This window comes from Marinobacter goseongensis, assembly GCF_023156235.1.
GTDB classification, from domain to species: Bacteria; Pseudomonadota; Gammaproteobacteria; order Pseudomonadales; family Oleiphilaceae; genus Marinobacter; species Marinobacter goseongensis.
This window is the reverse complement of the sequence record NZ_JAKZAI010000025.1, coordinates 14,899-31,488: the sequence shown is the minus strand read 5'-3', so window position 1 is coordinate 31,488 and position 16,590 is coordinate 14,899. Positions and strand designations below refer to the sequence as shown.

Here is a 16,590-nt window from a genome sequence, read left to right as displayed (position 1 = left end):
AGGGATACCCCCATCCAGGCTACTGGAGGTAGCTTAACCCTCTACTCAAAAGGGCGGTTAAAAATGGGGGGCTTACATATCCAGGTGCGCCCGGGAGAGCGGGTTCCTGTTGATGGCGTGGTAGAAGAGGGCCAATCCTACGTGGACGAGTCCATGATCAGCGGCGAGCCCGTTCCCGTGGCCAAACAAAAAGACGCCGAGCTGGTGGGTGGAACCATTAATAAGAACGGTTCCCTGACGTTCCGGGCTACGAGGGTCGGTGCGGACACCGTTCTGGCACAGATCATCAGAATGGTGGAATCGGCTCAGGCTGATAAACCCCCGATTCAGGCACTGGCCGACAAGATAGCGGGAATTTTCGTTCCCGTGGTGATCGTACTGGCGATTCTGACGTTCATCACCTGGTTCAGCTTCGGGCCCGAGCCGGCCCTGTCCTTTGCCTTCGTCACGACGGTCAGCGTGCTGCTGATCGCCTGTCCTTGCGCGATGGGCCTGGCGACGCCAACAGCCATTATGGTCGGAACCGGTAAGGGCGCCGAAATGGGCGTGCTGTTCCGCAAAGGGGCGGCCCTGGAGACACTGTCTCGGATGGACACCATCGTCCTCGATAAAACCGGCACCCTGACTCGGGGCCAGCCAGAGCTGACAGATTTCATCCTGGTGGAGGGCCGCGAGGATGAGGTCCTGGCCTGGGTTGCAGCTGTGGAGACCGAAAGTGAACATCCGATCGGGGAAGCCATCGTCAAGGGCGCAAGGGATCGCGGGCTCACGTTGCCCGCGACCAGTGAATTCCAGGCGGAGCCGGGCTATGGCATTCAGGCACAGGTGGCCGGACGCCGGGTCAATGTGGGCGCGGACCGTTATATGCGCCGCCTCGGTATCGACCTGGCCAGCGTCGCCGACAGTGCCGTGTCTCTCGCTGAAAAAGCCAAATCCCCGCTGTATGTTGCCGTCGATGGCCGCCTCGCCGCACTGATTGCCGTGGCCGATCCTCTCAAGGACGGCTCGATGGAAGCGATTGCCGCGCTCAAGGCTTCAGGGCTGAGTGTAGCCATGCTCACCGGTGACAATCGCGCCACGGCCGAGGCGATTGCGCGGCAAGCCGGCATCGAACGGGTGCTTGCGGAGGTATTGCCGGACCAGAAAGCGGCCGAAGTGAAGCGCCTGCAAAAAGAAGGTGCCCGGGTTGCTTTTGTGGGTGACGGTATCAATGACGCACCGGCCTTGGCGCAAGCCGATGTGGGTATCGCCATCGGCACCGGTACCGACATTGCCATTGAGGCCGGCGACGTGGTTCTGATGCGCGGCGACCTCCGAGGCATCGTGGATGCCGCAGCGCTCTCCCAGCGCACCCGCAAAACGATCCTCGGCAATTTTGTCTGGGCCTACGGATACAATCTGGCACTGATCCCCGTGGCCGCAGGTGTTCTATTCCCGTTTACCGGTTACCTGCTCAATCCCATGCTGGCTGCGGGTGCTATGAGCCTTTCCAGTGTATTTGTGGTGACCAATTCCCTCCGGCTGGGCCGGTTCAAATCCAATAGCGGAGACTCTGCGGCTAGCAATATCAGCGAAAGCGGAGCCGCACAGGCCAGCGTCTCGTAAGAGGCCTGGCACACAGAATCAGGAGATTGACATGATGACAAATGAGGCATGCATGTTTGGAATGGCGGGAATGGGGTTGATATCCCTTTTGCTCATCGTCGCCCTGGTACTTGGCGTCGCAGCCCTCGGCAAGTACCTGTTTTCGAAAAACAGGGACGATTCTGGACGCGCGAGTAAGAACGCCAGAGGAGATTATGACTACCACCCTGAAGCATGAATTTCATCGGGTACCCATGGCAAGTATGGGAGTTAGACCGAACGCAAAAGCAAAAATAGTCGGGGTTATGCTCTTGCTGGCTGCACTGGCTGCGATCTATTGGGTCATGCTGGAGACCGGAGCATTGACCACCGTGACCAACAAGGCGGCCTTGTCGGAATGGATTGACCAACTGGGGTATTGGGGGCCGGTGGGTATCATTGGCCTGATGATCACGGCCATTGTCCTGAGCCCGATCCCCAGCGCCCCGATCGCCATGGTTGCCGGTGCGGTCTATGGATCGCTATGGGGAACAGTCATCGTGGTTATCGGTGCTGAGGCCGGCGCACTGATCGCTTTCGCCATTGCTCGATCCTTGGGGTACGACGTTATCCATCGCTGGAAGCGACTACGTCCGGTATTGAATTGGCTTGGCAAGGAACGCTCTCAGGGCGCATTGATGCTTGTCATTTTTACATCAAGGTTGGTGCCTTTTATCTCCTTCGATGGGGTCAGCTATGCAGCGGGCCTGACACCACTCGCGTTCTGGCGCTTCGTGGTCGCAACGCTGGCCGGTGTTATTCCGACAGCCTATCTGATCACTGCGTTTGGTGGCTTGCTCATGGCCTCTGAGTCCGGGGTGGTGACGGTGCTTCTGATTCTGGTCAGTGGCATTACCCTGTTACCGATTGTTGCCAAGCTGCTCATGGCTCGCCTAAGGCACCAGAAAGCGTCCGAACTTGCATGATAGAGGTTGGGTTGAAGGCGCCTTGGCAAATACTCATCCCGCACAGCAGGACAGCTGTTTCACGTCTTTGGTGAAGGTTTGCGCGCAGAGCTTGAGGCCTTCCACCATGGTCAGATAAGGAAACAGTTCATCGCCGATGTCCTGCACGGTCATCCGTGACCGAAGTGCAATGACTGCCGTCTGGATCAGTTCACCGGCTTCCCCGGCTACCGCCTGCACCCCCAGCAAGCGTCCCGAATCGCGCTCGGCCACCATCTTAATAAAGCCATGGGTGTTGAAATTCACCAGCGCTCGCGGCACGTTTTCCAGATCCAGCAGACGGGTGTCCACATTGTAGCCCTGCTTGAGCGCTTCGGCCTCTGTCAGGCCAACTGTGGCGACCTGAGGATCGGTAAACATCACCCCCGGCATGGCGCTGAGATCCAGGGTGGCCTCGCCTCCCGTCATGTTGACCGCAGCCCGGCTGCCCCCGGCAGCGGCGACGTAGACAAACTGCGGCTGATCGGTGCAGTCACCGGCGGCATAGACACCGGGGACCGTGGTTTGCAGTTGCCCATCTACCTGAATCGCGCCACGGGAGGTTTCCACACCGATGCCCGCCAGGTTCAGGTTTTCGGTATTGGGTATCCGGCCGGTCGCCACCAGCAGTTGATCAGTTCGTAAGGTACCGGCATTGGTCTCGATAACGAATTCATTGTCGGTATAGTCCACACGGCTGGCCTGGGTCTGCTTGAGCACCTCGATGCCCTCGCGCCTGAACGCCGCCTCTATGGCCTCACCGACGGCGGGTTCTTCACCGGATAGCAGGTGGCTGCGGGCCAACACGGTGACCTTGCTATCCAGCCGGGCGAACGCCTGGGCCAATTCCAGGGCAACAAAACCGGCGCCGATAACGATCAGCCGTTCAGGCACAGTAATTAATGCCAGCGCACTGGTGGAGGTGAGATAAGGCGTCTCAGCCAGCCCCGGTATCGACGGCTCTGCGGGACGGGCGCCAGTGCCAATAAAGGCGCGATCGAAATGGACGTTCTGCTCGCCGCCCTCGTTCAACTGGACCACCAGGTTATTGGCATCGACAAACCGGGCTTCACCGTTCAGGACCGTGATTGCCGTCTGGTCGCGCAGAATCCCTTCGTACTTGGCGTCGCGCAGTTCCTCGACACGCGTCTGCTGTTGCTGAAGCAGGTTCGCCCGGTCCACCTTCGGTACCTGGGCGCTGACGCCCCCGTCAAATGGGCTCTCCGTGCGCAGATGCGCGATATGCGCGGCACGACTCATGATTTTCGACGGCACGCAGCCGGTATTCACGCAGGTACCACCAATAATGCCGCGCTCGATCAGGGTGATGCGGGCGCCGCGCTCCGCGGCCTTCAGGGCAGCCGCCATGGCTGCGCCGCCGCTACCAATCACAGCGATATGCAGGTTTTTGTCACTATTCATTCCGAGTTCCTTGAATTACTGGGGCATTGTCACGGCAGGCGCCGAGTCGCGTGTAACAGAGGGCGCTTGGAGTCCTTTATCACAACTCACTTACTGTCCGTTTCCAGGGATTTCAGGGTGGAGGGATAGCCGACATCGCCCGTTGCCTGGGTTAAGGCTTCCACCGATGTTCGTGTGTCGTCAAAGGTAATCACGGCTTCTCGATCCGGATAGCTCACGTCGACTTGTGAAACACCGTCCACCTTGTTCAAGGCCAGCTTGATGGTAATGGGGCATGCGGAACAGGTCATCCCCGGAACTGAAAGCGTCACTGTCTGCATGGCGGCCCACGAGGGCATGCTGAGCAGGGCGAAAAGCAACGTCATGGCAAAGCGCATTTTCATGGGACAATCTCCTTTCAATAAAACAGAGGAAGGGCATAGGGAAACAACAGGGCGACCAGTATCAGTGCCGTTACTGCCCAAAAGATCACCTTATAAGTCGTTCGCACCCGTGGTACGGCACACACTTCACCGGGTTGACACTGTTCCACTGGCCGGAAGATTCGACGCCAGGCGAAGAACATGGCCACCAATGCAACGCCGATGAAAATCGGGCGGTAAGGTTCAAGAGCCGTGAGGTTGCCCATCCAGGCACCGGAGACACCCAGCGCGACAAGTACCAGCGGTCCGAGACAGCAGGCCGAAGCCAAAAGGCCCGCAATACCTCCCGCAGCCAAGGGGACACGCCCCGATTTGGAATTCGGCATAACGCTGACACCTTTCATGGTTTCATTCGATGAGATAAGATTACTTCCGTAGTCAGCTACGGAGTCAAGGGGTATGCCGGATAAAGCGAATTCATTGACCATCGGTGGCCTGGCTAAGGCTGCCAACGTCCATGTCGAGACAATCCGCTATTACCAGCGGCGACGTCTAGTACCGGAGCCGGAACGTCCTCCAGGTGGTATTAGGCGCTATGGTCCAGCTGATATCGAGCGGTTAATGTTCGTGAAAACGGCTCAGCAGCTGGGCTTCAGTCTTGTCGAAATCAGTGACCTGCTACAACTTGAAGATGGCGCTCACTGCCAGGAGGCCAGCGCTCTGGCCGAGCACAAGTTGCGGGACGTGCGTGAGAAAATCGACCAACTGGGGAGAATCGAGAAGGTACTGGGCGAGATGGTTGAGCAGTGCCATGCCCATCCGTACAATATTACCTGCCCATTGATTGCATCATTGCATGAGGGGGCAGTGGGGGGGAACGATCAACGTGAAAGAACATGATTTTCACTCGACTGAGGGCTCGAGGGAGAGCGGATGTTTTATCCCCGGATAGTCCCCACACCCAAGCTTCTGAGGAACTTATGTGCGCCGCCAACATCTTACTCTGGTAGCCGAATTGGCGGATACGGTGATGGAGCGTGTCTGTTTGCACTTCCGCCAATGTAGGTTAAAGTGGGCGACTATCTTCCCACGCGGAAGATGTTTTAGCTGTTCTGTAATCAGGATATCAGTGCGATGACCACACGGCTTATGGGACTGGCAGTACTACTGCTCGTGGCTCTTCTCCCCGTTGCACAGGGAGTTGCCGCGACCTCTTTTGAAGCGGAACCCATGGCCGAGGCTTGTGTCATGTTGCCAGACACCCAGGTGATGCATGACTGCGCCGGGCTCAATGCCGAGGGCAGCTGCAGTAGCCCGTGTTCAACGTCCCATGTCGGGAAATCTGCAATTAGAGACTCGGTAGTGCTGTTATCTTCCCCCTGCCCGAAAGGCTATTCTTCTCATTCCGGCCGTGTACTTTCTGGCCCAGACCCTTTTCCTCCCAAGTAATCAACAGTCTCCTGAACCTTTGATTACCAGAGGCTTTCGCTTCGAGTGCCTGTCGTTTGGCCTTGCGCGGTAGACCACCACGTAGGCAGCTTTGCTGGTGATTTTATCGACTGATGAATACATGAAAACGGGAACGTATCTGTGATGTCATTCTATCTGGAATACCCGGTGCGCGGCATGACCGTGCTCTGCCATAAGCTTTCGATGGCACTTTTTTTGAGTTTATTCGCTGCCTTGGCCTCGGCGTCACCACCAATGGACCCGGGAATCAAGGCACTGCAGGAGAGAATCGGTTTTACGGTGACTGAACGCTTCTCCACGCCAGCCGAGGGCGTGACCGGCTATGTTGTAAAGACCGGCGACGGGAAAACCGGAATCCTCTATGGTCTCGGTGACCTCACTTTTTCCGGCGCACTTCTGGAGAGTGATGGCAACGATCTGACCAGCGAATATTCCGCTCGTTATATACCGAAGCCGACGTATGCGTCGGTTGCCGAGCAGCTCTCCCGGGACCCCCATCTGGTGAGCGAGGGCGGTAAAGATGCCCCTGAGGTCTATATCTTCGCGGATCCCAACTGCATTTTTTGCCACAAATTCTGGCAGCAAACCAGGGATTGGGTTGCGGAGGGGAAAGTCAGGTTGCACTGGGTCATGGTTGGGTTTCTCAAACCGTCCAGCCTGGGGCTTTCTGCAGCAATCATGAACGCAGAGGATCGAGCCGCGGCGCTCCAGGTGTTTGAGGAAAACTTCGGAAAAAGCGGTGACGGCCGCGGCATTTCTGAACTCACTCCGATCCCGGCCGACCTTCAACAGGCCCTCGAACAACACGGTCAGTGGATGGCCGAGGCGGGTTTCAGCGGGACGCCAGGGCTGCTGTTCAAGGACACGAGCGGACAATGGCGGGGCCAGACTGGTGTGCCCAGCCAGGAAGCGCTCGGCAGGATGCTGGGAGTCACTGAGTAATGGATCAGCTGCCCTCATTACTCATTGCCGGCCAGATCATGATGGCGGTTATGGCAGGTCTACTGCTGAACCTGACGCCCTGCGTGCTGCCCGCGATCCCCATCAAGGTCCGGACCATCCTGCGGGAGGCGGGCGGCCAGAGGTCCCATCGGGTGCTGGCCGCGTTGGCATTCACGGCCGGAACACTCACCTTTTTCCTGACGCTGGGCGGCCTGACCGCACTGCTGCAGTGGAACTGGGGCACATTGTTCCAGTCAACGCTATTCGTGGCCGTCCTGGTTGCGTTAATGGTCGGGTTTGCGGTGATTACCTGGCTCGATCTGCCCATCCCCGTCCCGACATTCGCCGCCTCGGCGCATGGCCGGCGTTACTTTGAAGCCTATGTATCCGGGCTGTTGAGTGCGATTCTGGCCGCGCCCTGCGCAGGACCATTCCTCGGTGGCGTTCTGGCCTTTGCCGTTACCCAGCCGACACCGGTCATCATGGGGATATTCGGCAGTATCGGGCTGGGGCTGTCGTTGCCCTACGCGGTACTGATGCTCAGGCCCGAGTGGCTGAGCCGGTTGCCCAAGGCGGGCCCCTGGACCCTGGCCATTCGTGAAGTGCTCGCGCTGATATTGCTGGCCGCCGCCGTCTTTTTCAGCGCGAGCCTGGTGCCCAAAGCGGTATACCCCTGGCTGTGGTGGGCCTGGCTGGCGCTGGTGCTGGTCTGGGGTCTCCGTCGTTTCGTTCAGGGGAGCGGTGCCGTTCGCGTGATCACTGCAACGGCGACAGGCCTTGCCCTTGCGGTGACAGTGGTATTCGCATCTCCGTTGGGCAGCGGCGAAGACGAACTTGTCTGGCAGCCCTACTCCGCAGAACTCCTGGCGGACACAAAAGCCCGTGGCACGCCGTATTTGCTGGAGTTCACTGCCGATTGGTGCATCAACTGCAAGGTCCTGGAGCGCACCGTGTATAAAGAGCCCGCTGTGGCTGAAGCCGTAGCGCGGGCCGGCATGGTGCCGATTCAGGTGGATGTGACAGCAAGCGATCCCGAAAAAGACGCATTGTTAACCGCGACGGGTGGGCAAGCTTTGCCTTTTGCGGCGATTTTTGACGCTGACGGCACCGTTGTCGCCCGTTTCACTGGGCTCTTTGATACCGACAGCCTGGTCGAGGCGATCAACCGCACCGAGAATTCACAACCCTAGATACTGGAGATGAACCATGACAACCCAAGCCAAAGTATTGCTGACCGGCATAGCGGTTTTTCTGATCGCGATCGCGGCGTTCATGTTGATCGGTACCAATTCCGGAAAGGCCCCTGGCTCAGCCCAGCCTGAACAAGCCAGTTCCGACCCCCAGGCGCCAGTTGCCCGCACGGGGTTGGCAGATTCTTCCGATAAGGTCCGCCTCAATCTTGCGGAAGGCGGCAAAGCCCTGATAGGGGAGACCGGTGAAATCGTTCTGACACTGGACATTGAACCGGGCTGGCACGTGAATGCGAATCCAGCCTCCATGGAGTTTCTGATCCCCACCGTCGCCAAGTCTTCGGCTGGCGGCCAGTCGCTCGATATTCCGACGGAGTACCCGCGCGGCCGGGTCAGTGACATTGTGCTGGGTGACACCGCCCTGGAGGTGTACGACGACGGTGCGAGCATCCGGCTGCTGCCAGATGAAAAACAGACCGCCGCGCTGAAAGAGGCAGGCAAGCTAGACATGACGGTACGGGTACAGGCCTGCAGTGACGAGGGCGTTTGCCTGGCACCAGCTGACCTGCCCGTTGCGCTGAATCTGGACGATATCAAGCCACAATAAACCGGGACTCCCTTCGGAAAACAACTCAAATGGAGAATGACTGTGAACAGTGTATTCAGAATTGCTGATTGCCATGGTTGCCCAGGTCAGCACCAATGCCATGGCCCATTCCATGGAAGATGTGGAGGCCTCGTTGAACGAGAAAGAGCGGTATGCCCAGTTTGTGGATCAGCCGGCCCCTGAATTTGATCTTACAGGCGTTGATGGCAATACCCTTGCCCTTGCCGACTTAAACGGCAAAACCGTTGTGCTTAACTTTCTCTACACGCGCTGTACCGAGGCCTGCCCTTTGCATATGAACCTGATCCGGCAGTTGCAAACCGGGGTTGAAGAAGAAGGGCTGAGTGAAGAGGTGGTGTTCATCACCATTGCCACGGACCGGGAAGATGTTGCAGGCACCCGGAGAAACATGCGTGCCTACGGCGAGAATTTCGATCTGAATCCCCGCAACTGGCAATTCCTCTACCGAGCCAGGATGGAACCACCTGAACTGACACCAGAACTTGCTAAAGCCTACGGCGTTCAGTTCAGGGATACGGGTGAGGGTGTACAGGTCCATGGTGTGGTAACCCACGTGATTGACCCGGAAGGGCAGATGCGGGCCCGGTTCCATGGATTGAAATTCAAGCCTGAACACCTGGTGACCTACCTGACGGCCATTGCCAAAGGCCCCAACGCGGCAGCCGATGATGGGTTCTGGGGCCGACTGCACGGGCGAATTGAAGAGCTGTTACAGAGTGAGTAACGCGTGGGGCACCATGCCGGCAACAAACCGACCACTGTAATCAGGAGTAATGTCCAATGAGTCACCAGCGCATATCTGCCGCCCGGGGAATCGCCGTAGTCCTTTTCGCGCTTGCTATTTCCATAGCCGCTCAAGTTATGGCTGCAGGGAAGGTTCCGAAGTCGGTGGGGCCCCAGGGTTTCCTGATCTGGGAGTCCCCTCGCACTCTGCCCGAGCTGGCTTTTGAAGACGAAGACGGCAGGCCGCTGACACTGGCTGACTTTAAGGGTAAGGCGATTTTGCTCAATATCTGGGCGACCTGGTGCGCACCCTGCCGTGAGGAAATGCCGACGCTTGACTCACTCCAGGCTCAACTGGGCGGCGAGCAATTTGAAGTGGTCGCGCTGTCCGTTGACCACGTAGGCATCAGCGTTGTTGAAAAATTCTACCGGGAAACAAGCATTCAGCATCTTCGCCAGTATATTGATCCGTCCACACTGGCGACCTCAACACTGGGCATAGAAGGTGTTCCTACAACGCTGCTGCTTGATCATGACGGTCGCGAAATTGGCCGCCTGGTCGGTGCCGCGGAATGGGACAGCCCGGCCATGGTGGATTTGATGACCCGCACCATTGAAGGGGTTCCGGACTGACTGGATTTACGCAATTGAAAAGGCAGGTGCGTAATGCTTCAAGCTACTACTGCATGCTTCCTTCGCTGAGCCCTTCGAGAACCCCGCAGGCCTCAATTTCCCGATCATCGTTACAACTCGCTCGCAGCGACACAAGTTGTTTCTCCAGTACCTGCAGATCGGTTATCTGAGACCGTACTTGAGCGATGTGATCATCAAGCAAGGTGTTGATGGCCCTGCAAGGCTGATGGGGCGCGCCCTGATAACGCTGTAACTCGTGAATTTCAGCGAGTGACAGCTCGAGTATTCTGCAGCGCCGGATGAAGGCCAGTCGCTCAACATGCCGTTCAGTGTAAATACGATAGCCGTTGTCCTGACGATCCGGCGGCGGTAACAAGCCCTCTCGCTCATAGAAACGGATGGTCTGGGTGTCGACCCCTACGGACCGTGCCAACTGACCAATGCGCATCGGGTTTCTCCTCAACAGATGGTATCTGCTTTATTGACCTTATAGTGGCTATATGGTTTTAAATCATAATCCGACAATACTCAAGTGGAGCCGTATCATGAGTAAATCCTGTGAAGACGCCTGTGGCTGCGGACTGAATTGAGCGGAGCAAAAAAGCATGAGCCACAGGGTTGATACTGGCTTCGGAGGCGAGAGCATTGGGTGATAAGTACGCGCTACCCTCCACGGGCATGCGCCACAAGGAGCTTCTAACAAGGGGGATAGCTCTACTTGCCGGAGGCGCCATGCCGCTTGCCTTTGCCCCTGTGGGCTGGGCATGGCTTGCAATGATCGCTCTGGCTGCATTTTTTGCCCTGACCGCGCAATCTTCAAAGCGTCAGGTGCTATGGTCGGCCTACCTCTTTGGCCTTGGTTACTTCGGCGTAGGTGTCTCCTGGGTCTTCATCAGCATCAGCCAGTACGGCAATGGCCCTGTGGTGGCGGGGTTAGCCACAGCGGCCTTTGTCTCGCTGCTCGCCCTCTTCCCATGGGGCGTCGCCTATCTCGTGCGCCGCCTGAGACCTGAGATGGATGCGATGGCGCTCTGGCTAGGACTACCGGCGGCATGGGTGTTGAGTGAATGGATGCGCACCTGGTTCTTGACCGGCTTTCCCTGGCTCTTTATCGGCTACAGCCAGACCGACACCACACTCGCCACTATCGCTCCTGTCTTTGGTGTGCTTGGCGTGAGTTTTCTGGTGGCACTGTTCGCCGGCGGTCTTGCGTGGGTTATCTTAGGCCCAAGCCTGCGCCGTGCAGCGGTAGCCGGTGCCGTGTTAATCGTTACTCTCGCTGGCTTGCAGCTCCTGGACCGCGAGTGGACGCAGCCAGCCGCTGACCCTATCGATGTCGCCCTCTTGCAAGGAAACATCGCGCAAGACAAGAAATGGGACCCGGATTACCGGGAAATCACAATTGAGCGCTATCAGGCGCTTACGAAGCAGCATCTCGGGGCCGACATCGTGATCTGGCCAGAAGCGGCAATCCCGATGTGGCATGACCAGGCCAAAGAATATCTTGCTGAGCTTGAGGCGTTAGCCGATCAGGCAGGCACCTTGTTAATGATTGGCGTCCCGGTACGCGAGGCGGATGGCCGCGCCTATAATGCAGTGGTAAGCCTCTCCGATCCCTCAGGCTTCTACTACAAACGCCACCTGGTGCCCTTCGGTGAATATGTTCCGTTTCGGGAGTTTTTGGGTTCGGCCCTCGACGTGCTCGGGGCGCCCATGTCCGATTTTACACCGGGACGGGACGCGCACGTCCTGAATGCAGCAGGGGTGCCCGTAGGGGCACTCATCTGCTACGAGGCGGTCTTTGGTGCTGAAGTCACGGAACTTCTGCCCGAAGCGCAGGTGCTGGTGAATGTCAGTAATGATGCCTGGTTCGGCAGCTCGCTCGGCCCTCTCCAGCACTTCCAGATGGCCCGCATGCGTGCCATCGAAACCGGACGTGACCTACTGCGAGCCACGAACACGGGTATCACAGCAGCTGTCAGCTACGAGGGAAAGATCCTCAAGCGCGCTCCTCAGTTCCGCGTAGCCAGCCTCAGCGTCGAGGTGACACCGCGAACTGGTGCGACCCCTTATGTGCGCTGGAGGGATTGGCCTGTCCTTGGTGTGATCGCACTCGGACTCGGCTTGCTCCTGCTTCTTCGAATTCGCCAGTATCATCGGCTGGGTACATGACGCCCGCCACTCTATAGCGAGCAGATTTTCAATTGGGTGAGGAGGAAGGAATTTGTCTACTTATGGCAATTGGCTCGCAGAGAAAGCCCACGAGCCGAGAAAAACGATGCGCTGGCTGTGGCTCTCGCTCCTGTTACTGCTGGCGGATCAGGCTAGCAAGTACCTTGCCAGTACCATGCTTATGTATGGAGAAAGTGTATCGGTCACGCCCTTCTTCAATTGGGTCCACCGCCACAATACGGGGGCGGCGTTCAGCTTTCTAGCGGATGCCGGCGGTTGGCAGTAGCCGCTTTTCATCGGGCTGGCCTTGGTTATCTCGACGTTACTGGTGTACTGGCTTTGGCGTTCACCGAGCGTACTGAGTTATCGGCTCGCACTCAGCGCTATCCTCGGCGGTGCGTTGGGCAATGTCGCAGATCGCTTACGCTTGGGCTACGTCGAGGATCTTCTCGATTTTCATTATGCCCAGTGGCACTGGCCATCGTTCAACCTGGCGGACGTATGGATCGTCCTCGGTGCTGCCCTCTTTATCTGGGCCGAAATACGACATCAGCCAGGCAGCCGTCGCCGCGGAATCGGCTAGAGTTTTCGCTGACGCACGCTTGGATCCTATCCCAGATATACGCAGCTTCTTTCTCATAAAGCACACAGCAAGCCGGGTTGGTTGCCCATGCAGCATGCAGGTTGATGGTAGCATTTGCGGATGGAAGCGCCGACGCAGACAGGGAACAACACATGATCTTTCGACAACTGTATGAACCCGTATCCAGCACTTACACCTATCTTCTGGGCTGCGAGGAAACCGGACGAGCGGTCCTGATTGATCCGGTTATCAACTCGGTCGAGCGCGACCTGGCAGAGGTATCAAAGCTGGGGCTCAAGCTGGAATACACTCTGGATACCCATATCCACGCCGATCACATCACTTCCGCCCGCGAGCTAAAGCAGAAAGCGGGCAGTAAAATCGCGGCGCCTGCCATGGATTGCCTGCCCTGCACGGACGTAGGAGTTGAGGAGGGGAGGCCCTTTCAGGTCGGTCGGCTCAGCTTCCAGCCGATTCACACGCCGGGCCATACCGATGGCCATTTCGCATACCGTCTGGACGACCGTATTTTCACCGACGACGCTCTTCTGATCGAAGACAGTGCTATTTTTCCTGTACTTGCTGATCTCATAGCGTTTCTGATGCACGACTGCTGCGATGGGCACTGTGCTTATTGCGACAAAGCCATCGAGTTGTTCGCGCAGTGTGAAGGTCGCCCAACCTCATCGGGCACGGTGGACTCCAAGATATGATCAGATTCATCTATTTTGTGGAGTCTAATCTTGTTTGGTTCGTTATCACTTTAGCTGGTTTGGTCTTAGTATTCCCAGGGTTAGGAACGCACCTAGAGCCCTTTATCGGTCCACTGCTCGCGCTGCTGATGCTTGTCATCAGTCTTACCTTCGACGCACATGCCGTTCGAGTGGTCTTTCGCAAACCTTCAAGGCAATTTTTAGCACTAGGTCTGGTCTATGGTCCGATGTCGATTGCCGGTTTTCTGACTGGCCGTTTATTTTTCGGGAACGGACCTCTTGCAGCAGGTCAAACGTTGCTTGGCACATTGCCGACAGATGTTTCGTCTCCGCTGCTGGTATTAATGGCGCGGGGGAATGTTGCCTTAGCAGCCGTTTTTAATGCGGTCAATACAGCACTATCGCCATTCATTGTTCCATTCGTTTTTTTATGGCTGACTGGAATACAGCTGGAAGTTCCTCTCGGGGCAATCATCTTTGAATTAGCCTTGATCGTTCTCGTTCCCACTGTTGTTGGAGTGAGCTTACGCACAGGATTTCCAGATTTTTTTGCACGCCATGATTCAACGTACGCGGGAATTGGATCAATCATATATCTTCTGATACTACTGGCTGTAGTAGGCCCAAACGCAGAAACTATCATTGGTTATGGCTGGTATGCTTTTTTGATTGCTGGAGCAGCCCTGAGTCTTAATCTGATTGGCTACCTGATAGGAATGTCCTCACGGTTGCTAACCTCTGACCGGAAAGAAGTGATTACCTATCTCTTCACCGTGAGCAAAAAAGAATTTAGCATTGCTGCTGCTTTTGTCGCCGCATCTGGCTTACCTTCAGAAATTGCGATTCCTGCCGCATTCTTTGCAGTGATACAAATGATCACTTCACCCATTGCCGCTAAGATCCTTGCACGGCACGGCTTACTACGATTCCGAGCGAGCGATCAGCACTAAGGATCTTGGTATTGTTTCAGCGCCGAATTACCAATGAACTACTGGCAACAGTTGATGCAGCCTTTTCAACGAAACAAGACATGATGAAGTGCTTGCTCTATCTGCCGACTACTCAGGCTCCGTGTTGTCGAAAAACTCCGCCAGGGAGCGGATGTTCAGCACCTACGCAAGTATATTGATCTTTCCACGCTGGCTACCCTAATACTGAGCATACCTGCTTCAGGCTACTACTGCATGCTTCCTTCGCTGAGCCCTTCGAGAACCCCACAGGCCTCAATTTCCCGATCATCGTTACAACTTGCTCGCAGCGACACAAGTTGTTTCTCCAGTACCTGCAGATCGGTTATCTGAGACCGTACCTGAGCGATGTGATCATCAAGCAAGGTGTTGATGGCCCTGCAAGGCTGATGGGGCGCGCCCTGATAACGCTGTAACTCGTGAATTTCAGCGAGTGACAGCTCAAGTATTCTGCAGCGCCGGATGAAGGCCAGTCGCTCAACATGCCGTTCAGTGTAAATACGGTAGCCGTTGTCCTGACGATCCGGCGGTGGTAACAAGCCCTCTCGCTCATAGAAACGGATGGTCTGGGTGTCAACCCCTACGGACCGCGCCAACTGACCAATGCGCATCGGGTGTCTCCTCAACAAATGGTATCTGCTCTATTGACCTTATAGTGGCTATATGGTTTTAAATCATAATCCGACAATACGCAAGTGGATGCATCATGAGCCAAAATCTATGGCGATGGCTTTGGCTGCAGGCGGCCGCGCCAAATCATCTATCCAAGGAGGGCCGTTATGGCCCGAGAGGGCTATGCCGAGTCTAAAATTTTACTTTGCTAACAATTCTTAATTGACCCCAAATGGAGAAGCTACATGACCGCCATAATTCAGCGTTCGACCAATAGCCTCTTATCTGCCTTCACCGTTGCTGCGCTTATAGCAGGAGGGGCTGGCAAGGCCGTGGCTTCGTATGCGCAAAACGAAACTCAGGTCAATGCACCTGCAACCGAGATCTCCCAGGCAAGCCAAGCGCCAGAATCAGCCACCGAAAAAACACAACTTTCAATTGAACAGATTATCGCGAAGGTGAAGGAGCAAGGATACTCGGATATTTCCGATATCGATCGCGAGGACGGCCGATACAGCGTTGAGGCCCGCGACCCGGGAGGCAAAGAGGTCGAATTTTTCGTTGAAGCGAAAACAGGTGAAATTGTCAAGAAAGTGAGGGAGGCCAAGGACTCCCTCTCCAGGGAGGAGGTCATTGCAAAGCTGAAGGAAAAGGGCTTTTCGGATGTCTCCAAAATCAAACGCAAGGGCGAGAAGAATCAGTACTGGGTTATGGCTACTGATGCCGATGGCAAAAAATTCGAGCTGCATGTCAACGCCAAGACCGGTGAGATTAAGCGCAAGGAGCAGCGGTGCGGGTAATAAGCCGACGCGCCTCGGACAAATGAATCCCTGGATCGCCTGGCTGCGCAATTCAAACCTCAAGCTAGGAGCGATGGAGGCAAAGGACGGCTCGCCGGTTCAAGGCTGTGAGGTCAATCGCCAAACCGGCCGGATGCTGCCAGCCCGATAGGCAAGGAGACACGGAAATGGAAAAAGTCGCGATCATGGGGGGCTCATTGGCAGCGTTTTTGTACAGCTCGCTTGCCTGGGCGCAACAACCTGGTCTCTGCTATGGACGTGACATGATGTGGGGTGAGGGCTGGGGCGACTGGCCCTTCGGTCCGCTGATGATGCTTTTATTTGTTGCGATAATAATTTTGGTCGTCATCCTCACCGTCCGGCGGTTAGGAGGGATCAAGCATGGCGGTTCAACGACGTCTTCTGCGCCCGCCATCGATATTCTCAAGGGCCGCTTTGCACGTGGTGAGATCGACAAAGAGGAATTCGAGGAGAAACGGCGGGTTCTTCAAGACTGACACCGGTCGCGGCTTGGTCGGGATCGCTGGGTTTACGTTTGGGCGGACGCTATCCACCACAACCTGCGCGCGGAGGCTACCATGCTGTGTGCTCTGGTGGGCATCGATGTGATGGCCGGACATGTACGTTGATCCGGTTCGCCTAAAAGCTACGGTTCCATTGTTGTCCATAGAAGAGGATTGTTGGGTATCACCACCAACTGACCGAGCCGACTGCCCAATGCGCATCAGGTTCCTCCCCAACAGATCGTAACTGTTTTATTGACCTTATAATGGCTATATGGTTTTAAATCATAATCCGACGATAC

The 16,590-nt window shown here is 56.4% G+C and carries 19 protein-coding genes and 1 pseudogene; 15 read left to right on the top strand and 5 right to left on the bottom strand.

What is annotated here, in order from left to right; translation table 11 throughout:
* The first annotated feature begins 63 nt into the window (after positions 1-63).
* The 3 genes from MLC70_RS16445 to MLC70_RS16435 all read left to right on the top strand — a co-directional run bounded on the left by MLC70_RS16445 (position 64) and on the right by MLC70_RS16435 (position 2,549).
* Positions 64-1,605 (top strand): copper-translocating P-type ATPase, encoded by a 1,542-nt coding sequence (locus MLC70_RS16445; protein WP_427902114.1) that lies wholly within the window; start codon positions 64-66, stop codon positions 1,603-1,605.
* 31 nt (positions 1,606-1,636) lie between these two features.
* Positions 1,637-1,822: an SHOCT domain-containing protein gene (locus tag MLC70_RS16440; protein ID WP_041334534.1), complete on the top strand. Its 186-nt coding sequence runs from the start codon at positions 1,637-1,639 to the stop codon at positions 1,820-1,822.
* Positions 1,823-1,889: 67 nt separating this feature from the next.
* Positions 1,890-2,549: a TVP38/TMEM64 family protein gene (locus MLC70_RS16435; protein WP_248185416.1), complete on the top strand. Its 660-nt coding sequence runs from the start codon at positions 1,890-1,892 to the stop codon at positions 2,547-2,549.
* A gap of 33 nt (positions 2,550-2,582) precedes the next feature.
* Here MLC70_RS16435 and merA read toward each other — a convergent pair whose 3' ends face one another.
* The 3 genes from merA to merT all read right to left on the bottom strand — a co-directional run bounded on the left by merA (position 2,583) and on the right by merT (position 4,737).
* On the bottom strand, positions 2,583-3,989 hold the full coding sequence (gene merA, locus MLC70_RS16430) for a mercury(II) reductase (RefSeq protein WP_248185415.1): 1,407 nt from the start codon (positions 3,987-3,989) through the stop codon (positions 2,583-2,585).
* A gap of 86 nt (positions 3,990-4,075) precedes the next feature.
* Positions 4,076-4,372 (bottom strand): mercury resistance system periplasmic binding protein MerP, encoded by a 297-nt coding sequence (merP, locus tag MLC70_RS16425; RefSeq protein WP_011784884.1) that lies wholly within the window; start codon positions 4,370-4,372, stop codon positions 4,076-4,078.
* Positions 4,373-4,386: 14 nt separating this feature from the next.
* A complete protein-coding gene (gene merT / locus MLC70_RS16420; RefSeq protein ID WP_011784885.1) occupies positions 4,387-4,737 on the bottom strand; it encodes a mercuric ion transporter MerT in 351 nt (116 codons plus the stop codon).
* Between the two features lie 73 nt (positions 4,738-4,810).
* Here merT and merR point away from each other — a divergent pair, with 73 nt between their 5' ends.
* The 6 genes from merR (at position 4,811) to MLC70_RS16390 (ending at position 9,937) form a co-directional block, all read left to right on the top strand.
* Positions 4,811-5,251, top strand: a complete 441-nt coding sequence (gene merR, locus MLC70_RS16415) for a mercury resistance transcriptional regulator MerR (RefSeq protein ID WP_011784886.1) — start codon at positions 4,811-4,813, stop codon at positions 5,249-5,251.
* A gap of 693 nt (positions 5,252-5,944) precedes the next feature.
* Positions 5,945-6,763, top strand: coding sequence for a thiol:disulfide interchange protein DsbG (gene dsbG, locus MLC70_RS16410; protein WP_011784888.1), 819 nt, complete (start codon positions 5,945-5,947; stop codon positions 6,761-6,763).
* Positions 6,763-7,953 carry a protein-disulfide reductase DsbD family protein gene (locus MLC70_RS16405; RefSeq protein ID WP_011784889.1) on the top strand — a complete coding sequence of 397 codons (1,191 nt, stop codon included), beginning with the start codon at positions 6,763-6,765 and terminating at the stop codon, positions 7,951-7,953. The genes dsbG and MLC70_RS16405 overlap by 1 nt, the downstream gene beginning before the upstream one ends.
* Before the next feature lie 16 nt (positions 7,954-7,969).
* Positions 7,970-8,560, top strand: a complete 591-nt coding sequence (locus tag MLC70_RS16400; RefSeq protein ID WP_011784890.1) for a protein-disulfide reductase DsbD domain-containing protein — start codon at positions 7,970-7,972, stop codon at positions 8,558-8,560.
* Between the two features lie 49 nt (positions 8,561-8,609).
* A complete protein-coding gene (locus MLC70_RS16395) occupies positions 8,610-9,305 on the top strand; it encodes an SCO family protein (RefSeq protein ID WP_011784891.1) in 696 nt (231 codons plus the stop codon).
* Positions 9,306-9,361: 56 nt separating this feature from the next.
* Complete coding sequence (locus MLC70_RS16390) at positions 9,362-9,937, top strand: TlpA family protein disulfide reductase (RefSeq protein WP_011784892.1); 576 nt, start codon at positions 9,362-9,364, stop codon at positions 9,935-9,937.
* Between the two features lie 46 nt (positions 9,938-9,983).
* Here the strand turns inward: MLC70_RS16390 and cadR (MLC70_RS16385) are convergent, their stop codons facing one another.
* The gene (gene cadR / locus MLC70_RS16385) at positions 9,984-10,385 is read right to left on the bottom strand and encodes a Cd(II)/Pb(II)-responsive transcriptional regulator (RefSeq protein ID WP_008173755.1); all 402 of its coding nucleotides are present in this window, start codon (positions 10,383-10,385) and stop codon (positions 9,984-9,986) included.
* Between the two features lie 284 nt (positions 10,386-10,669).
* On the opposite strand from cadR (MLC70_RS16385), the gene lnt reads away from it, so the two are divergent.
* The 4 genes and pseudogenes from lnt to MLC70_RS16365 all read left to right on the top strand — a co-directional run bounded on the left by lnt (position 10,670) and on the right by MLC70_RS16365 (position 14,355).
* Positions 10,670-12,109, top strand: coding sequence for an apolipoprotein N-acyltransferase (gene lnt / locus MLC70_RS16380; protein ID WP_011784893.1), 1,440 nt, complete (start codon positions 10,670-10,672; stop codon positions 12,107-12,109).
* Between the two features lie 106 nt (positions 12,110-12,215).
* Positions 12,216-12,692: pseudogene (gene lspA / locus MLC70_RS16375) on the top strand (signal peptidase II).
* Between the two features lie 152 nt (positions 12,693-12,844).
* The gene (locus MLC70_RS16370; protein ID WP_011784895.1) at positions 12,845-13,405 is read left to right on the top strand and encodes an MBL fold metallo-hydrolase; all 561 of its coding nucleotides are present in this window, start codon (positions 12,845-12,847) and stop codon (positions 13,403-13,405) included.
* Positions 13,402-14,355: a bile acid:sodium symporter family protein gene (locus MLC70_RS16365; RefSeq protein WP_058089841.1), complete on the top strand. Its 954-nt coding sequence runs from the start codon at positions 13,402-13,404 to the stop codon at positions 14,353-14,355. The genes MLC70_RS16370 and MLC70_RS16365 overlap by 4 nt, the downstream gene beginning before the upstream one ends.
* Before the next feature lie 227 nt (positions 14,356-14,582).
* Here MLC70_RS16365 and cadR (MLC70_RS16360) read toward each other — a convergent pair whose 3' ends face one another.
* A complete protein-coding gene (cadR, locus tag MLC70_RS16360; protein WP_008173755.1) occupies positions 14,583-14,984 on the bottom strand; it encodes a Cd(II)/Pb(II)-responsive transcriptional regulator in 402 nt (133 codons plus the stop codon).
* Between the two features lie 246 nt (positions 14,985-15,230).
* Between cadR (MLC70_RS16360) and MLC70_RS16355 the strand changes: the two genes are divergently transcribed.
* Both MLC70_RS16355 and MLC70_RS16350 read left to right on the top strand, forming a co-directional pair.
* Complete coding sequence (locus tag MLC70_RS16355) at positions 15,231-15,785, top strand: PepSY domain-containing protein (protein ID WP_092033809.1); 555 nt, start codon at positions 15,231-15,233, stop codon at positions 15,783-15,785.
* A gap of 167 nt (positions 15,786-15,952) precedes the next feature.
* On the top strand, positions 15,953-16,282 hold the full coding sequence (locus tag MLC70_RS16350) for an SHOCT domain-containing protein (RefSeq protein ID WP_092033812.1): 330 nt from the start codon (positions 15,953-15,955) through the stop codon (positions 16,280-16,282).
* Positions 16,283-16,590: the final 308 nt, after the last annotated feature.

What these genes read in the sequence shown, in the direction of transcription:
- merP (WP_011784884.1), bottom strand. Translation starts at nt 4,372, where the DNA reads ATGAAAATGCGCTTTGCCATGACGTTGCTTTTCGCCCTGCTCAGCATG.
- cadR (WP_008173755.1), bottom strand. Translation starts at nt 14,984, where the DNA reads ATGCGCATTGGTCAGTTGGCGCGGTCCGTAGGGGTTGACACCCAGACC.
- MLC70_RS16405 (WP_011784889.1), top strand. Translation starts at nt 6,763, where the DNA reads ATGGATCAGCTGCCCTCATTACTCATTGCCGGCCAGATCATGATGGCG.
- MLC70_RS16390 (WP_011784892.1), top strand. Translation starts at nt 9,362, where the DNA reads ATGAGTCACCAGCGCATATCTGCCGCCCGGGGAATCGCCGTAGTCCTT.
- dsbG (WP_011784888.1), top strand. Translation starts at nt 5,945, where the DNA reads ATGTCATTCTATCTGGAATACCCGGTGCGCGGCATGACCGTGCTCTGC.
- MLC70_RS16400 (WP_011784890.1), top strand. Translation starts at nt 7,970, where the DNA reads ATGACAACCCAAGCCAAAGTATTGCTGACCGGCATAGCGGTTTTTCTG.
- MLC70_RS16445 (WP_427902114.1), top strand. Translation starts at nt 64, where the DNA reads ATGGGGGGCTTACATATCCAGGTGCGCCCGGGAGAGCGGGTTCCTGTT.
- cadR (WP_008173755.1), bottom strand. Translation starts at nt 10,385, where the DNA reads ATGCGCATTGGTCAGTTGGCACGGTCCGTAGGGGTCGACACCCAGACC.
- MLC70_RS16440 (WP_041334534.1), top strand. Translation starts at nt 1,637, where the DNA reads ATGATGACAAATGAGGCATGCATGTTTGGAATGGCGGGAATGGGGTTG.
- merT (WP_011784885.1), bottom strand. Translation starts at nt 4,737, where the DNA reads ATGCCGAATTCCAAATCGGGGCGTGTCCCCTTGGCTGCGGGAGGTATT.
- merR (WP_011784886.1), top strand. Translation starts at nt 4,811, where the DNA reads ATGCCGGATAAAGCGAATTCATTGACCATCGGTGGCCTGGCTAAGGCT.
- merA (WP_248185415.1), bottom strand. Translation starts at nt 3,989, where the DNA reads ATGAATAGTGACAAAAACCTGCATATCGCTGTGATTGGTAGCGGCGGC.
- MLC70_RS16370 (WP_011784895.1), top strand. Translation starts at nt 12,845, where the DNA reads ATGATCTTTCGACAACTGTATGAACCCGTATCCAGCACTTACACCTAT.
- MLC70_RS16435 (WP_248185416.1), top strand. Translation starts at nt 1,890, where the DNA reads ATGCTCTTGCTGGCTGCACTGGCTGCGATCTATTGGGTCATGCTGGAG.
- lnt (WP_011784893.1), top strand. Translation starts at nt 10,670, where the DNA reads ATGCCGCTTGCCTTTGCCCCTGTGGGCTGGGCATGGCTTGCAATGATC.
- MLC70_RS16350 (WP_092033812.1), top strand. Translation starts at nt 15,953, where the DNA reads ATGGAAAAAGTCGCGATCATGGGGGGCTCATTGGCAGCGTTTTTGTAC.
- MLC70_RS16365 (WP_058089841.1), top strand. Translation starts at nt 13,402, where the DNA reads ATGATCAGATTCATCTATTTTGTGGAGTCTAATCTTGTTTGGTTCGTT.
- MLC70_RS16355 (WP_092033809.1), top strand. Translation starts at nt 15,231, where the DNA reads ATGACCGCCATAATTCAGCGTTCGACCAATAGCCTCTTATCTGCCTTC.